Origin of the sequence: Rhizobium sp. S152 (assembly GCF_030380735.1) — a bacterium.
Classification (GTDB): domain Bacteria; phylum Pseudomonadota; class Alphaproteobacteria; order Rhizobiales; family Rhizobiaceae; genus Rhizobium.
In genome coordinates this window covers 313,560-327,828 of record NZ_JAUDRZ010000003.1, presented here as the reverse complement: position 1 = coordinate 327,828, position 14,269 = coordinate 313,560, and the positions used below count along the sequence as shown (strand labels likewise).

At 63.0% G+C, this 14,269-nt stretch carries 14 protein-coding genes; 12 read left to right on the top strand and 2 right to left on the bottom strand.

From position 1 onward, the window contains the following. Positions 1-10: 10 nt before the first annotated feature. The 3 genes from QTL95_RS06120 to QTL95_RS06110 all read left to right on the top strand — a co-directional run bounded on the left by QTL95_RS06120 (position 11) and on the right by QTL95_RS06110 (position 3,710). Entirely contained in the window at positions 11-1,096 is a 1,086-nt protein-coding gene (locus QTL95_RS06120; protein WP_289719075.1) for an ABC transporter ATP-binding protein, read from the top strand. A gap of 43 nt (positions 1,097-1,139) precedes the next feature. Further along, entirely contained in the window at positions 1,140-3,143 is a 2,004-nt protein-coding gene (locus tag QTL95_RS06115; protein WP_289719074.1) for an aldo/keto reductase, read from the top strand. Positions 3,144-3,356: 213 nt separating this feature from the next. Next, positions 3,357-3,710, top strand: a complete 354-nt coding sequence (locus tag QTL95_RS06110) for a DUF2147 domain-containing protein (RefSeq protein WP_289719073.1) — start codon at positions 3,357-3,359, stop codon at positions 3,708-3,710. A 39-nt stretch (positions 3,711-3,749) separates the two neighbouring features. Here the strand turns inward: QTL95_RS06110 and QTL95_RS06105 are convergent, their stop codons facing one another. Beyond that, complete coding sequence (locus tag QTL95_RS06105) at positions 3,750-4,064, bottom strand: hypothetical protein (protein ID WP_289719072.1); 315 nt, start codon at positions 4,062-4,064, stop codon at positions 3,750-3,752. A gap of 253 nt (positions 4,065-4,317) precedes the next feature. On the opposite strand from QTL95_RS06105, the gene QTL95_RS06100 reads away from it, so the two are divergent. The 5 genes from QTL95_RS06100 (at position 4,318) to QTL95_RS06080 (ending at position 8,663) form a co-directional block, all read left to right on the top strand. Further along, positions 4,318-5,328, top strand: coding sequence for a Gfo/Idh/MocA family protein (locus tag QTL95_RS06100; protein ID WP_289719071.1), 1,011 nt, complete (start codon positions 4,318-4,320; stop codon positions 5,326-5,328). Positions 5,329-5,338: 10 nt separating this feature from the next. Further along, positions 5,339-6,436, top strand: a complete 1,098-nt coding sequence (locus QTL95_RS06095; protein ID WP_289719070.1) for a Gfo/Idh/MocA family protein — start codon at positions 5,339-5,341, stop codon at positions 6,434-6,436. A 124-nt stretch (positions 6,437-6,560) separates the two neighbouring features. Beyond that, a complete protein-coding gene (locus tag QTL95_RS06090; RefSeq protein ID WP_289719069.1) occupies positions 6,561-6,827 on the top strand; it encodes a DUF2934 domain-containing protein in 267 nt (88 codons plus the stop codon). 172 nt (positions 6,828-6,999) lie between these two features. Next, positions 7,000-7,995, top strand: a complete 996-nt coding sequence (locus tag QTL95_RS06085; protein ID WP_289719068.1) for a sensor domain-containing diguanylate cyclase — start codon at positions 7,000-7,002, stop codon at positions 7,993-7,995. A gap of 140 nt (positions 7,996-8,135) precedes the next feature. Then, positions 8,136-8,663 carry a hypothetical protein gene (locus QTL95_RS06080; protein WP_289719203.1) on the top strand — a complete coding sequence of 176 codons (528 nt, stop codon included), beginning with the start codon at positions 8,136-8,138 and terminating at the stop codon, positions 8,661-8,663. 2 nt (positions 8,664-8,665) lie between these two features. Here QTL95_RS06080 and QTL95_RS06075 read toward each other — a convergent pair whose 3' ends face one another. Next, complete coding sequence (locus QTL95_RS06075) at positions 8,666-10,105, bottom strand: FAD/NAD(P)-binding protein (RefSeq protein WP_289719202.1); 1,440 nt, start codon at positions 10,103-10,105, stop codon at positions 8,666-8,668. 296 nt (positions 10,106-10,401) lie between these two features. Here QTL95_RS06075 and QTL95_RS06070 point away from each other — a divergent pair, with 296 nt between their 5' ends. Genes QTL95_RS06070 through QTL95_RS06055 form a run of 4 tightly spaced genes read left to right on the top strand, consistent with a single transcriptional unit; the run spans position 10,402 to position 14,252 of the window. Further along, complete coding sequence (locus QTL95_RS06070) at positions 10,402-11,454, top strand: FecCD family ABC transporter permease (RefSeq protein WP_289719067.1); 1,053 nt, start codon at positions 10,402-10,404, stop codon at positions 11,452-11,454. Continuing rightward, entirely contained in the window at positions 11,451-12,506 is a 1,056-nt protein-coding gene (locus tag QTL95_RS06065) for a FecCD family ABC transporter permease (protein ID WP_289719066.1), read from the top strand. The genes QTL95_RS06070 and QTL95_RS06065 overlap by 4 nt, the downstream gene beginning before the upstream one ends. Then, a complete protein-coding gene (locus QTL95_RS06060) occupies positions 12,503-13,327 on the top strand; it encodes an ABC transporter ATP-binding protein (protein ID WP_289719065.1) in 825 nt (274 codons plus the stop codon). Before QTL95_RS06065 ends, QTL95_RS06060 begins: the two co-directional genes overlap by 4 nt. A 4-nt stretch (positions 13,328-13,331) precedes the next feature. Next, complete coding sequence (locus tag QTL95_RS06055) at positions 13,332-14,252, top strand: iron-siderophore ABC transporter substrate-binding protein (protein ID WP_289719064.1); 921 nt, start codon at positions 13,332-13,334, stop codon at positions 14,250-14,252. The last annotated feature ends 17 nt before the right edge of the window (positions 14,253-14,269 follow it).

The following is a 14,269-nucleotide window of genomic DNA, read 5'->3' as shown; positions in this document are numbered from 1 at the left end:
CGGAGGCCGCATGGCAGAGCTTTCACTGACCAACGTCATCAAGCGCTTCGGCGCGCTGGAAATCATTCATGGCGCCAATCTCGAGGTGAAGGACGGCGAGTTCGTCGTCTTCGTCGGCCCGTCCGGCTGCGGCAAGTCCACGCTGCTCAGGATGATCGCCGGGCTGGAGGACATATCCGGCGGCGAGATCAACATCGGCGGCAAGGTCGTCAACGATGTCGAGCCGGCGGACCGCGGCATCGCCATGGTCTTCCAGTCCTACGCGCTTTACCCGCACATGACCGTCGAGGAGAACCTGAGCTTCGGCCTGCGCATGAACGGCAATGCGAAGGAAGACACGGAAAAGCGCGTGCAGCACGCTGCCAACATCCTGCAGATCAACGAGCTGATGCAGCGCCGACCGAAACAGCTTTCCGGCGGCCAGCGCCAGCGCGTTGCCATCGGCCGGGCGATCGTACGCGAGCCGCAGGTGTTCCTGTTCGACGAGCCGCTCTCCAACCTCGATGCTGAGTTGCGCGTGCAGATGCGCGTCGAGATCTCGAGGCTGCACAAGCAGCTCGGCACGACGATGATCTACGTGACCCACGACCAGACCGAAGCGATGACGCTGGCCGACAAGATCGTCGTGCTCCGCGCCGGCAACATCGAGCAGATCGGCGCGCCGCTCGATCTCTACGACGATCCCGCCAACCAGTTCGTCGCCGGCTTCGTCGGCTCTCCGAAGATGAACTTCCTGAAGGCCGAGGTCGTCGCCCGCGACGCCGCGACCGTTACCGTGGCGCTTGCCGCCGACAACAGCGTTCGCCTCGCCCTGCCGCTGACCAGCCCGGTCGACGTCGGCACCCTTGTGACGCTCGGGCTTCGGCCGGAGCATTTCGTCGATGCCACCAAGGGCGACGCGGATCTCACCGTCGCGGTCGATGTCGCCGAGCATCTCGGCAACACCAGCTACATCTACGCCACGACGGCAGAGGGCGAGCAGCTGATCATCGAGAGACCGGAATCGCGAACGGCAGGCAATCGCGACCAACTTACCGTCGGGCTCCCTGCCCGGCGCACCTTCCTGTTCGACAGCGCCGGCAAACGGCTGCGCTGATCGCAGATCCCTCCCAAGACAGAGCAATGAAAGAGGATATTCCATGAGCTCAGATCAACCGATCCGCTGGGGCATCATCGGCCCAGGCACCATCGCGCGCACCTTCGCCGACGGCATCGCCCACTCGCGCACCGGCAAGCTCGCCGCGATCGCCACCCGCAACCCCGACAAGCCGGGCCTCGCCGACAATTTCCCAGGCGCCCGCATCGTCAACGGCTACGAGGCACTGTTGCAGGACAGCCATATCGACGCCGTCTACATCGCCGTCCCGCATACCGGCCATGCCGAATGGGCGATCAAGGCCATCCGCGCAGGCAAGCATGTGCTCGTCGAAAAGCCGATCGCGCTGACGGCCTTCGACGCCGATGCCATCTACCATGAAGCCAAAAAGGCCGGCGTATTTGCCGGCGAGGCCTTCATGTACCGCCTGCACCCGCAGACCGCCAAGCTGCTCGAGCTGGTCAAGAGCGGCGTCATCGGCACGGTTCGCATCATCCGCTCCAGCTTCGGCTTCGACATGGGCACCTTCCGGCCGGAGCATCGGCTGTTCGCCAACGAGACGGCCGGCGGCGGCATTCTCGATGTCGGCGGCTATCCCGTCTCGATGGTACGCCTGATTGCCGGTGCGGCCGAGGGCAAGCCGTTCGTGGAGCCTACGAAGGTTTCGGGCGTCGGCCATCTCGGCCAGTCCGGTGTCGATGAGTGGGCATCGGCAGTACTGCAGTTCCCTAGCGGTATCATCGCCGAGGTCTCGTGCTCGATCATGGCGAACCAGGACAATACGCTCCGCATCATCGGCTCGGATGGCCGCATCGAGGTCAAGGACTTTTGGTTCGCTTCCGGACACAAGGGCGGCGTCGGCAAGATCGAGATCATCAAGGGCAACGAGCAGCAGACCGTCGAAGTCAAGGAAGAGCGCTGGCTCTACTCCTTCGAGGTGGATGCCGCGGGCGACGCGATCCGTGCCGGCAAGACGGAGTTCACCGCGCCGGGCATGAACTGGGCGGATTCCATCGGAAACCTTCGCGTCCTCGACCAATGGCGCGCGTCGATCGGCCTCGAATACAGCGTCGAGAAAGCCGCCAAGCGCACGTCCAACCTCGCCGGCGGCAAGGTCGCGCTCGGCAACAGCATCCCGAAGCGCCAGATCCCCGGCATCTCCAAGCCAGCATCGGTGGTCACCCTCGGCTTCGAGTTTTTCCCGAGCTTCGCCGCCGCGTCGCTGACCCTAGACGCCTTCTATGAAGCCGGCGGCAACGTCTTCGACACCGCCTTCGTCTATGGCGGTGGCAAGACCGAGAGCATCTTCGGTGATTGGCACACGAGCCGCGGTGTAAACCGCGAGGAGATCGTGCTGATCGGCAAGGGCGCGCACTCGCCGCTCGTCTATCCCGACGTGATCGCCAAGCAGCTCGACCAGTCGCTGAACCGCCTGAAGACCGACTATGTCGACATCTATTTCATGCACCGAGACAACACCGACGTTCCGGTCGGCGAGTTCGTCGATGCCATGGATGCCGAGGTCAAGCGCGGCCGCATCCGCGGCATCTTCGGCGGCTCCAACTGGACCCGCGAGCGCATGGACGAGGCGGCGGCCTATGCGGCGAAGAACGGCAAGGCGGCGCCCGCGGCGCTGTCGAACAACTACTCGCTGGCCGAAATGCTCGACCCGATCTGGGCCGGATGCGTGACGTCCTCCACCGATGAGTGGAAGCGGTGGCTTGCCGAACGGCAGGTGCCGAACTTCGCATGGTCGAGTCAGGGTCGAGGCTTCTTCACCGACCGCGCCGGACGCGACAAGCGTGACGACGAGGAAATCGTTCGTTGCTGGTATTCCGACCGCAACTTCGAACGCCGCGACCGGGCGATCGAGCTCGCCGACAAGCTTGGCCGTAGCCCGATCCACATCGCGCTCGCCTATGTCATCGCCCAGCCCTTCCCGGTCATTCCGCTGATCGGGCCGCGCACGATCGCCGAGCTGGAGGACAGCCTCTCTGCGCTCGACATCAAGCTGACGCCGGAACAGGTGAAGTGGCTGGAAGCGTAGAGCCGAGCTGCTGATCGATCGAAGCAAGCGGGAGATTGCCGGGGCAGTCTCCCGTTTGCCTTTACGTCGTTTGCCTTTGCCTTGCCATTCTTCCTGCCTATATGAATTTCCTGACACGCACAGGGCCATTGCCGCGCTGCTTATCGCGCACAGATCATGGCAGGCGGCGCATTGGCCACTTTGACCTTGTTAAAGAACCGATGGGAGTGTCCCATGGAAAGGCTATCTCTTTTGGCGGCGCCTCTGGCGCTGATGAACGCGGTGTCAGTGACGTCGCCCGGGCTGGCGCAGGATCCGGTTGTCGGCCTCTGGAAGACGCCGGTAGGAACGACGGCAGTGATCGGTGAATGCGGCAAGGGCTTCTGCATCACCATGAAAACTGGCGAGCACGCCGGTCAAACGATCGGATCGTTTACCGGGGCGAATGGCAGCTTTTCAGGGACGATCACCGAACCCGACAGCCGGAAGACCTTCGAGGGCGTGCTGACGCTCTCAGGCGACACGGTGAAGATGCGCGGCTGCACGATGAAGGTGATCTGCCGCTCGCTCGTATGGACGCGGTTGTAGCTCGGCGCCTGATTGCCATGTGAGGCAAAGGCCGGGATACTAGACGGTCTCCCGCTTCAGCCCCTCTATGACGATCTGATACTCGTGCGCGAGCGAGATTGCCGCTTTTGCGACCACCGGATTGATCGATTTCCGGTCAATGGCCTGTGAGCAGGTTTCCAGCACACCGCGCAGTTCGCATTCGATCGACGATAGCTGCGGGTACTGTTGCACCAGTACCTGTGGGAGGATTTTCGCTTTCGTTTTCAGAGAGTTGGTCGCCGAATAGAGCTCGGCACGGGTAACCGTTGCATTCAGTATCGCTGTCTCCAGCTGTCCCGCGGCGCTTGCAATGTCAGTAATCAAAGCCGTCATTCTTCCTCCAACAACAAAAGGAACCTCTCGTGACGGTGCATATATCGTGCCACCTCGAACCCGGTTAGTAAATAACTATTTAGATACAAAAATATATTTATATTTTTCATATACTTAACGTGATTTTCGACGATCGACACCGGCGCCTCGGCCTTGACAGGCAGGTCCTTTCGCGGTCTGTTCCCAAGCGAGGAGGGCGTCCACGGATTCCGTTGGTCCGAACGCCGGAGCATATCAGGAGGAAAGTGTCGCGATGTTGAGATTTGCCGTCGTGGGGATCGACCATGGGCATACGTTCGATCACGTGAAGGGATTGCTGGCGGCAGGTGCCGAGTTCGTGGGCTATTGCCCCCGCACATCGGTCCCGGCGCTGCTGGAAAACTTCAAGACCACCTATCCCGATGCGCCGCAGATCGATCGAGACGCGATCTTCGCCGATCCTTCGATCGACGTGATCTGCATCGCCGCCGTTCCCGCCGACCGCGCCGGCCTTGCGATCCGGGCGATGAAATCCGGCAAGGACGTGATGACGGACAAGCCCGGCGTGACGACCTTCTCGCAGCTGGAAGAAATCGAGAAGACGGTCGCCGAAACGGGTCGGATCTTTTCGATCTGCTTCTCCGAACGCCATTGCGTGCGCTCTGCGGTCAAGGCAGGTAAGCTTGTCCGCGAAGGCGCCATCGGCACCGTCATCCAGACGCTCGGCATGGGCCCCCACCGCCTGCAGTTGCCGACCCGGCCCGACTGGTTCTTCGACCCGGAAAAATTCGGCGGCATCATCGTCGATATCGCCTCGCATCAGGTAGACCAGTTCCTGTTCTACACCGGCTCCACATCGGGTGAAGTCGTCGCAAGCTCGGTCGGCAATTTCGGTATGCCTGACAGGCCGGCCTTCCAGGATTTCGGCGAAGTGCTGCTGCGCTCCGACAAGGCGTCGGGATATATCCGCGTCGACTGGTTCACGCCCGAGGCGCTGCCGACCTGGGGCGACGGGCGTCTGACGATCCTGGGAACCGAAGGCTACATCGAGCTGCGCAAATACATCGATATAACAGGCCGCCCGGGCAAGGATCACCTCTTCCTCGTCAACGGCAAGGAGATGACCCACATCGACTGCAGCAACGAGAAGCTCGACTACTTCGATGCCTTCGTTGCCGACGTCAAGGCGCGCAGCGAAACCGCGATGCCTCAGGCGCATGTCTACGAAGTCTGCCGCCTGTCGCTCGAAGCACAAGCCAAGGCCGCGCGCCTGGGCCATCGCTGAGGAGACCGCCATGCCCCAGAAGTTTCGCGTCGGCGTCATCGGAGCCGGCATCGCCTCGCGCCACCTCGCCGGCTTTTCCTGGAACAGGGACCTGTTCGAAGTTCCCGTCCTTTGCTCGCTGGACGAGGAACGCGGCAGAGCGCTCTGCGATGAATTCGGCATCGCAGAGTACACCCAGGATGCCGAGACGCTGATCGCCCGGCCGGATATCGACGTCATCGACATCTGCACACCGCCGAGCTCGCATTTCGACCTTTGCCGCAAGGCGATCGAGGCGGGAAAGCACGTGATCTGCGAAAAGCCGCTGTTCGGCTCGATCGCCGAGGTCGACGAGATGAGCCGCATCGTCGAGCGGGCCGCTGGTCCGAAACTGATGCCGATCTTCCAGTATCGCTACGGCTCCGGCCTGCAGAAGCTGAAGATGTTGATCGAGCACAGGCTGACCGGCGCGCCGTTCCTTACCACCATCGAAACACACTGGTGGCGTGGGCCGGATTACTACGCCGTTCCCTGGCGGGGAAAATGGGCGACGGAACTCGGCGGCGGCCTGCTCGGTCACGCGATCCATGCCCACGACATGCTGAACTATGTGCACGGCGCCTGCGCCGAGGTCTTTTCCTATGGCGCCACGCTGGTCAATCCGATTCAGGTGGAGGACACGGCCGCGCTGGCGGTGAAGATGCAGAACGGCTCGCTGGCGACGCTGTCGATGACGCTGGGGTCCCGCAAGGAGATCTCGCGGCTGCGCTTCTGCTTCAACGATCTCGTGGCCGAAAGCATCCTCGAGCCCTACACCATGGGCCGCGATCCCTGGTCGTTCATTGCCGGGACCGAGGAGCACCAGCAGCGCGTCGATACGGCGCTCGCGGGCTACGAGATCAAGGAAGACGGCTATACCCGCCAGTTCGAGTTGTTCCATCGGGCTCTCGTCGACGGCGGCGAGCCGCCGGTGACGCTGCAGGATGCGCGCAACTCGCTCGAACTTGTGACGGCGGCCTATCATTCGCAGCGCACCGGCCAGCCGAGCCGGCTGCCGATCGAGCCCGATCATCCGCTTTACCGCTCGTGGCTGCCGGAAGAAGAACGAAGCGCTGCCAAATCGGACTAAGTGTCGCACGCAGCAATGATTGCAGAATCCGGGTGTCATTGCTGCACTGCGGTAACGACTTGCTAAGCTGTGTCTGCAACCCTCGAAGAATAGGTTTTCATTCTTCTATTGTTCGGGGTCACTCATGTTTCGAAGCAAGGACGATTGGATCAATCAGCGCGCCTACGCGCTCTGGGAGGCCGAAGGCCGGCCGGAGGGTCGCAGCGGCCAACATTGGCAGCAGGCGGCACTCGAATATGAACAGCTCGAGCGCACGAGAGCGTCGAGCGACGGCAGCGATCTGATCGATCGGTTGCGTGCAATGGGGCGCCTCGCACGCGCCGGCGACGGCAACGCCTCAACGCCGGCGGAGACCACCGACGCCATGGCGGCGCGGCGTTCCGCATCCTGATCGGACTCTGCCGAAAATCGACAATTGCTGATTTAGCAGTTCGTTAGGCATGATCGCTTTTTCCCCTAAAAAATCAGTGGGAAAGCTACTTCTGCAGCACAACGTCAACCTTTGCTGAAGAAGATGCAGACTGGAAGGCATGAAGGCCTTTTTGCTCATGCAGGAACGATAAATGTTGTCATCGATTGTGCGTCAGGTCACCTCGCGGCTCACCGGCATGCCGCGAAGCGCACGGGAAGCGACCGCCGACAGCACGGTCGACGCCCTCGCCCACCTGAAGAAGCTGTTCGACCACTCCTCGCGCGCGGCTCGCATCGGTGTCTGGGAATGCGATCTCAAGGACGAACGGCTGGCCTGGACCGACATGGTCTACGAGCTCTTCGACCTCCCTCTCGGACACCCGCTGGACCGGAATGAACTCGTCAAGCTCTACTCCGAAAAATCCCTTGCCGAACTGACCGAGCGGCGCAGCAGGGCGATCCGCGAGCGCGACGGCTTCAGCCTCGACGCCGAGATCATCACCGCCAAGGGCAACCACCGCTGGATCCGGATCACCGCCACGGTCGAATGCGAGGGCGACACCCCCGTCCGCATTTTCGGCATGAAGCAGGATATCACCGCCGAAAAGAAGATGTTCGACGAGATCCGTCATCTCGCGGAATTCGACATGCTGACCGACCTGCCGAACCGCACGCAGTTTCAATCGAGGTTCCAGGCGCTCTGCGCCGCGTCCGCCTCGAAGCAGCAACTGGCGCTTTTCCTCATCGATCTGGACGGCTTCAAGCAGGTCAACGACCGGCTGGGACACCAGGCCGGTGACCAATGTTTGATCGCGGCGGGAAGGTGCCTCAGGGAATCACTCGCCGGTGCAGACCTCATTGCCCGGATCGGCGGTGACGAATTCGCCGTGCTGCATCGCTGCTCCTCGCCGGATGAAGCGGAGCGGATCGCCGGCACGATCGTGACGTCGATTGCCGGTGCATGCGACGAGACCGGCAGGCAACTCGGCATCGGCGCCTCGGTGGGTGTGGCGCTTGCCGCAGGTTACGCCGAGCCCAAGGATATCTTTGCCGCCGCCGATGGAGCGCTCTACGACGCCAAGAGCGGCGGACGCAACCGCTACTGCTTCGCCGACCCGCGTTACGTCTCGCGGACCCACGCGGCGTAGCGCATCAAAAGCGATCGTTCATTCAGTCACCCGCGACTAACTTCTCCATTCATCCTTCCTGCACGGTCCGTCCTGGAGTAACACTCGGCGGTCTCGTCCATCCTGGCGAGGCCACAATGCACGACGAACGAGCCCACATCATGAGCCATATCCCGCAGATCGACTACGCCACTGCCTCCGCCGAGATCAAGGCCGCCCACGACGAAGAAGTCGCGGTTCGCGGCCGGATGACCAACATGAAGCGCACGCTTCTTCATTCGCCTTCGGCCCATCGCATCTATGCGGAGTGGTTCACGCTGCGCGCCGAACTGTCCAACGTCCCCGACCGCTCCATCTGGATCTTCTCCCACGCGATCTCCAAGGCCACCAAATCGAAGATCGCCATCACCTTCTTCCGGCGCGCGCTGATCAACAACGGCTTCGATCCCGATGCACTGGTGCTTTCCGAGGAGGAGGCGCTTCTAGATCGTTTCGGCAAGGCGATCGTCGCCGATTCCAACGCCGTGCCGGACGACATCTGGGCGAAGCTGAAGGAACGCTACGACGCGAAGACGCTGGTCGATCTCGTCGCCTTCGCCGGGATCATGCTGGCAACCGCCGTATTCAACAACGTCGTGAAGGTCGATTTCGATCCCGAACTGGAAGCCTTCGCCGAACGCGAAAGCTGAGCCTATCCGCGAAACGCCCTAACCTTGGCGGCAAGTTCATTGGCGACGAAAACCGCATGCTCGGTGATCTGCGGCAGTCCCATCAGTTCGCCGAACGTGCCTCGTGCCAGCGGGCCTGAGATCAGAAGCGACGGATCGGCCTGCCCGTCGGCGCCGATCGCTTCCGAGCGCTCGGTGCAGGCGAGACCGAGACCCGTGGGATCGAGCCGTAGATATCCCTCGTCGCGCAGGGCCGCCAGCCATGGCTGGCTGTCCAGAATGCCGCCATGGGCGGGGCCGGTCGTGACGACAACGGCGTCGTAGACGCGTTCGAGCGGCGCGGCATGTTTTCTCCGCAGCGTCACGGATATCTCCTCGCCCGAACGCACAATGGAGCCAACGGACGCTGCCAGTATCTCCAGGCGACCCGAAGCCACTGCATTGTCCAGGACCTCTTCCACCTGCGGGGCGATACGGAACCGGTGAACGTCCCAGAAGGGCCTCAGGTGACGCACGATACGTCGCCGCTCGGCAACCGGGAGGTTCCGCCAGATGTCATGGCCATGGCCGCGCACCTGATCGATGACGGCATGCCAGGTCACACCTTGCGACGCCGCCTCGCCGATTGCCTGGCGGACGCTGCGCAAAAGGCCGCTGGCGCTATCGACAGGCACGGCCTCGAAGTCGCCGAACGGATCCTGCTGGCGGGGCGCGTGACCGCGCGAACGCAGGCCGCGCCGCGAGATCGAGGTGATCGGCCCACGGTGGCCGTTGCGGCTGAGCGACGCCACGATATCCGCCGAGGTCAGGCCGTTGCCGACGATCAGGACCCTGTCCTCGGGACGGATCACATCGAGTGATCCCGGCACCGTTGAATCCGCAACGAAGCGAGGATGTCCCTCGAGCGCCCGCGCGAGATTGGCGGGCGCGTCCGGCGCCGGATGGCTGGTCGCGATGACAAGAAGGTCTGCTTCCGTGCCGCGTCCTTCGCTGTCGAACACGGTCCAATGGCCATCGGCACGCTCGACATGCGCAACCTTCGCCCGCCGATGCTTGATAACCCCAGTATCGACGAACGGCCGCAAGGCGGACGCGACATAAGCGCCGAACAGCGCGCGGCGCGGAAAAACGGCACCATTCGGCCGAACCGCCTCCGGATCGTCGGTGAGAGCGTCGTTTCGCTCGATCCATTCCACGAAATCTTCCGGATGATCAGGCAGCAGACTCATTCGTACCGCCGGCACGTTGATCCGATGCGCGGGATCGAGGGTATCGTAAGCAAGGCCGCGGCCGATCTCCGCCCGCGGTTCGAAGACGACGATATCGAATCTCTCTTCGCTGAGAGCGAGCGCCAGATGATAGGCGACGCCCGCACCGGACACCCCTCCCCCGATGACGGCAACGGTCACCGCATGCGGCGACCCTGCTCGCGGTCTGTCGGAAAAGAGCCTCTCTTGATCCATCATGCGCGCAGGTTCAATTCCATGTTCCGGTCGGTCCCATCCTACTGCGGAAGACCGATCGTATCATTTAAATTCGCATGGATCATTTCGCAACGAATTTTCTACAAAATTAGTAGATTAAATCACCGGCGATCGCGGGTATCCCGCTCGCCGAGTGCGGTCGTTCACGATCTCCTGATCGAGCTTTCACTGAATAACGAATTGACTTCAATGACCTCAGATGGTCAAAAGCTGACACAATTTGTCAGCAATAGATCGAAGGGAGGCGATCTCGTGAAGGACCAGCGATAGGTTTCATGAGCGCCCACTCTCCGGCGGATACCACATTTGCAGCAAGAACCGAAAGGATAGGCAGTCGAAGCGGTCGCGTCCTCGGCCTGGTGATCGCAGCCGGCGCTCTCGCTTTCGTTGTCTGTCTCTCCCTGGCGGTCGGCGCGCGAACGATACCGCTTAGTGACGTCGTCTCCGCATTCATCTCTCCGGGCAGCACCACGGATAGCGAGACCATCTGGTCGCTTCGCCTTCCCCGGACACTGCTCGGCGTCATGGCAGGTATCGCCTTTGCGTTATCCGGTGCGCTGATGCAGGCGTTGACCCGCAACCCGCTGGCCGATCCCGGCGTGCTGGGGATCAACGCCGGCGCGGCATTTGCTATGGTCGTCGCCATCGGGCTCCTGGGCATCACCCATCCCCTTTCGCTGATCTGGTTCTCCTTCGCCGGCACCGGGCTTGCGGCCATCGCCGTCTATCTGGCAGCCATGGGTGGACGCGCCGGCGCCACGCCTTTGCGTCTGACGCTGGCCGGAGTGGCTATCGGTTCGGTGCTGCGCGGCCTCACCTCAACGCTGATCTTTCTCGACCCGAATACGTTCGATCATATGCTCAACTGGGAGGTCGGTTCGCTGGCAGTCACCGGTTACGACAATCTTGCGGTCACCGCACCGTTCATCGTCATCGGCATCGTGCTGGCGATGATATCGGCACCGGTTCTCAATGTCGTGGCACTCGGAGACGATCAGGCCCGGTCGCTGGGCGCCGGCATCGGCGGTGCCCGCGCGGTGGTCGTCCTCGCTGTCATGCTGCTGACCGGTGCAGCGACAGCGGCGGCCGGGCCGCTGGGCTTCATCGGGCTGATGGTTCCATACGCGGCGCGATGGATCGCCGGCACCGATCAGCGCTGGATTTTTTCCTACACGCTTCTTCTCGCACCTATCGTCCTGCTGGGCGCCGATATCCTTGGCCGTTTCAGCATGCGTCCCGCCGAGATCCAGGTGGGAATCGTCACCGCCTTCATCGGCGCCCCCGTTCTCGTCTGGCTGGTCCGCACGCGAAAGGTCAGCGCGCTATGAGCCTGCATTCCTCCTTTTCCCGGCGACGCATCATCCTCCGTGCGCCCGGCGAACGGCTCGCCTTGCTGATCGACAGGCGTCTGCTCATCACATGCTCCGCGCTTTTCGCGCTTGCCGCCGCCATCATGATCGCCGCCCTCGTCAGCGGGCAGATGCACGTTCCCGTTCTCGACGTCCTGAACGTGATGACGGGTGGCGGCGAGCGCCGCGTCCGCATGGTCGTGCTGGACTGGCGCATGCCGCGGGCCGCCGGCGCCGCCATCCTCGGCGCCCTGCTGGGGCTGGGCGGCGCGGTCTTTCAATCGGTCACCCGCAATCCGCTCGGCAGCCCCGATATTGTCGGCTTCGACGCAGGCGCCTATACCGGCGCCATCCTGGCGATCACCTTTGCCGGCGGCAGCTGGCTGGTGCTCGCCGGCAGCGCCATAGCCGGCGGCCTTGTCACTGCACTCGTGGTCTACCTGCTCACCTGGCGCAAGGGTATCCAGGGATTTCAGCTGATTGTCGTGGGCATCGGCATCAGCGCCATGCTGACCTCGGCCAACCACTGGATCCTGCTCAAATCGTCGCTGTCGACGGCAATGGCCGCCAGCACCTGGGGCATGGGGTCGCTCGCCAAGATCACCGGCCAGCAGCTGTCGCTGATCCTGTGGCTGGCCATTCCGGTCATCCTCCTGGCGCTCATGCTCTCGCGGCCGCTGCGCCTCATGGAGATGGGCGACAGCCGCGCCAAGGCGCTTGGTGTGCCGGTCGAAGCGGCGCGGCTGGCGCTGATGGCGCTCGCCATCGTCGCCACCGCGCTCGTGACGGCGGTTGCCGGCCCCATTCCCTTCGTCGCGCTGGCTTCGCCACCGATCGCCCATGCGATCACCCGCACGGCGGGCACCTCGCTTGCCGCATCCATGGCAACCGGCGCCGTATTGCTGTCGAGTGCCGATTACGTCGCGCAGCACGGCTTCGCGCCCACCCAGCTCCCCGTCGGCGTCGTGACGCTGTGCATCGGCGGCACCTATTTCCTTTGGCTGATCATCAGGGAGGCACGTCGCGCGTGAACCTTCAAACCGCTCCCCGTCTCGAGGCGCAGTCCGTCGAACTCGCATACGGCAAGTCCGTCATCGCGCGGGATTTGTCCGTGACGGTTCCATCAGGGTCCTTCACCGCGATCGTGGGACCCAATGCCTGTGGAAAATCCACGCTGCTGCAAGCCCTGTCGCGGCTGCTGATGCCCGGCCGGGGCGACGTCCTGCTCGACGGCCGCGCGATTTCGAGCATCCCGGGCAAGGAGTTCGCCCGCAGCGTCGGCCTCATGCCGCAGAGCTCGGTGGCGCCCGACGGCATTACAGTCACCGAACTCGTTGCCTGTGGCCGCTACCCACACCAGAACCTGCTACGCCAGTGGAGCCGTGCCGACGAACAGGCTGTGGCCTCGGCGATCGAAGCCACCGGCATGAACGATCTCGCCGGCCGCCGCGTCAACGAATTGTCTGGCGGCCAGCGTCAGCGGGCCTGGATTGCCATGGTGCTGGCGCAGGAGACCCCGCTTCTGCTGCTCGACGAACCGACCACCTTCCTCGATATCGCCCACCAGATGGAGCTGATGCTTCTGCTGGAGCGGCTCAACCGCGAGCGCGGCTACACGATCGCCGCCGTGCTGCACGACCTCAACCAGGCCTGCCGCCACGCCACCCACATGATTGCCATGCGCGGCGGCCGCGCCATCGCCGAGGGCAAGCCCGCCGACATCGTGACCGAGTCGCTGGTCCGCGAGGTGTTCGGCCTCGACAGCATCATCATCGAGGATCCGGTCGTCGGCACGCCGCTGGTGGTGCCGCGCGGACTGCATGACAATTCCGACAGGACAACGAAAGGATAAGACATTGTCGCTGCGACTGACACGACGCGAGATCATTGCCGCATCGCTGCTGCTTGCGGCCGGCCCGGTGCTGGCCCAGGAAGAGACGATCACCGTGGATGGCATGTTTGGTCCGGTGCAGGTGCCGAAATCGCCGAAGCGGGTGGTCGTATCGGATGGCGACGACGTGCTGCAGCCGACCGTCGCGCTCGGAATTACACCTGTCGGCGCATCCCGGCCGAACTTCACGGGCGGTTTCGCGAAGGGAGTCGCCGAGCGTCTGCCGGCCGATCTCGGCTACATCGGATCGTCGGGGGAGCCCAATTTCGAAACGGTGCTAACGCTCGAGCCCGACCTCATCCTGATGAGCAACGACGACATCCCCGATCTGCAGGGCATGTACGATCGCTACAGTCAGATCGCACCCACCGTGCTCATCGACGTGCAGCCCAAGGACTGGCGCAAGACGCTTACGACGATTGCGAGTGCCACCGGTCGTCAGACGCAGGCGACAGACCTCCTGGCGAAATACGACGAGCGCGTCGGTCAGGTGCGCCAAGCGATCAGCGGCAATATCGGAACGGCGACGATTGCCCGTGTTCGCACCAATCTCGTGCGCTACATGCTGCAGGACACCTCGTTCACCTGGAGCGTGCTGAAGGATGTGGGCTTCCGCGCACCCCCGCAGCAGCAGATCACCAGCAATGACGGCTTCATCAACATCAGCCTCGAACGGCTCGATCTTCTGGAGGCCGATTTCATCCTGCTTCTTGAGGACGAGGGCGCCAAGGGTCCGGGCGCGATGAGCGAAAAGCTCAAGGCGCTGCCGACCTTCGCCAACCTCAAGGGCGAAAAGATGGAGCTGCCATCCGCGGATTACCTGTTTGGCAACATCCTCACGGCCTTCGACATGCTCGACGTGCTGGAAGCCAAGTTCAAGGCGTAGCCAAGCCGATCGCGGTG

Excerpts from the sequence above, each read along its gene's own strand:
- QTL95_RS06120 (WP_289719075.1), top strand. The coding sequence starts at position 11 with ATGGCAGAGCTTTCACTGACCAACGTCATCAAGCGCTTCGGCGCGCTG.
- QTL95_RS06115 (WP_289719074.1), top strand. The coding sequence starts at position 1,140 with ATGAGCTCAGATCAACCGATCCGCTGGGGCATCATCGGCCCAGGCACC.
- QTL95_RS06110 (WP_289719073.1), top strand. The coding sequence starts at position 3,357 with ATGGAAAGGCTATCTCTTTTGGCGGCGCCTCTGGCGCTGATGAACGCG.
- QTL95_RS06105 (WP_289719072.1), bottom strand. The coding sequence starts at position 4,064 with ATGACGGCTTTGATTACTGACATTGCAAGCGCCGCGGGACAGCTGGAG.
- QTL95_RS06100 (WP_289719071.1), top strand. The coding sequence starts at position 4,318 with ATGTTGAGATTTGCCGTCGTGGGGATCGACCATGGGCATACGTTCGAT.
- QTL95_RS06095 (WP_289719070.1), top strand. The coding sequence starts at position 5,339 with ATGCCCCAGAAGTTTCGCGTCGGCGTCATCGGAGCCGGCATCGCCTCG.
- QTL95_RS06090 (WP_289719069.1), top strand. The coding sequence starts at position 6,561 with ATGTTTCGAAGCAAGGACGATTGGATCAATCAGCGCGCCTACGCGCTC.
- QTL95_RS06085 (WP_289719068.1), top strand. The coding sequence starts at position 7,000 with ATGTTGTCATCGATTGTGCGTCAGGTCACCTCGCGGCTCACCGGCATG.
- QTL95_RS06080 (WP_289719203.1), top strand. The coding sequence starts at position 8,136 with ATGAGCCATATCCCGCAGATCGACTACGCCACTGCCTCCGCCGAGATC.
- QTL95_RS06075 (WP_289719202.1), bottom strand. The coding sequence starts at position 10,105 with ATGGATCAAGAGAGGCTCTTTTCCGACAGACCGCGAGCAGGGTCGCCG.
- QTL95_RS06070 (WP_289719067.1), top strand. The coding sequence starts at position 10,402 with ATGAGCGCCCACTCTCCGGCGGATACCACATTTGCAGCAAGAACCGAA.
- QTL95_RS06065 (WP_289719066.1), top strand. The coding sequence starts at position 11,451 with ATGAGCCTGCATTCCTCCTTTTCCCGGCGACGCATCATCCTCCGTGCG.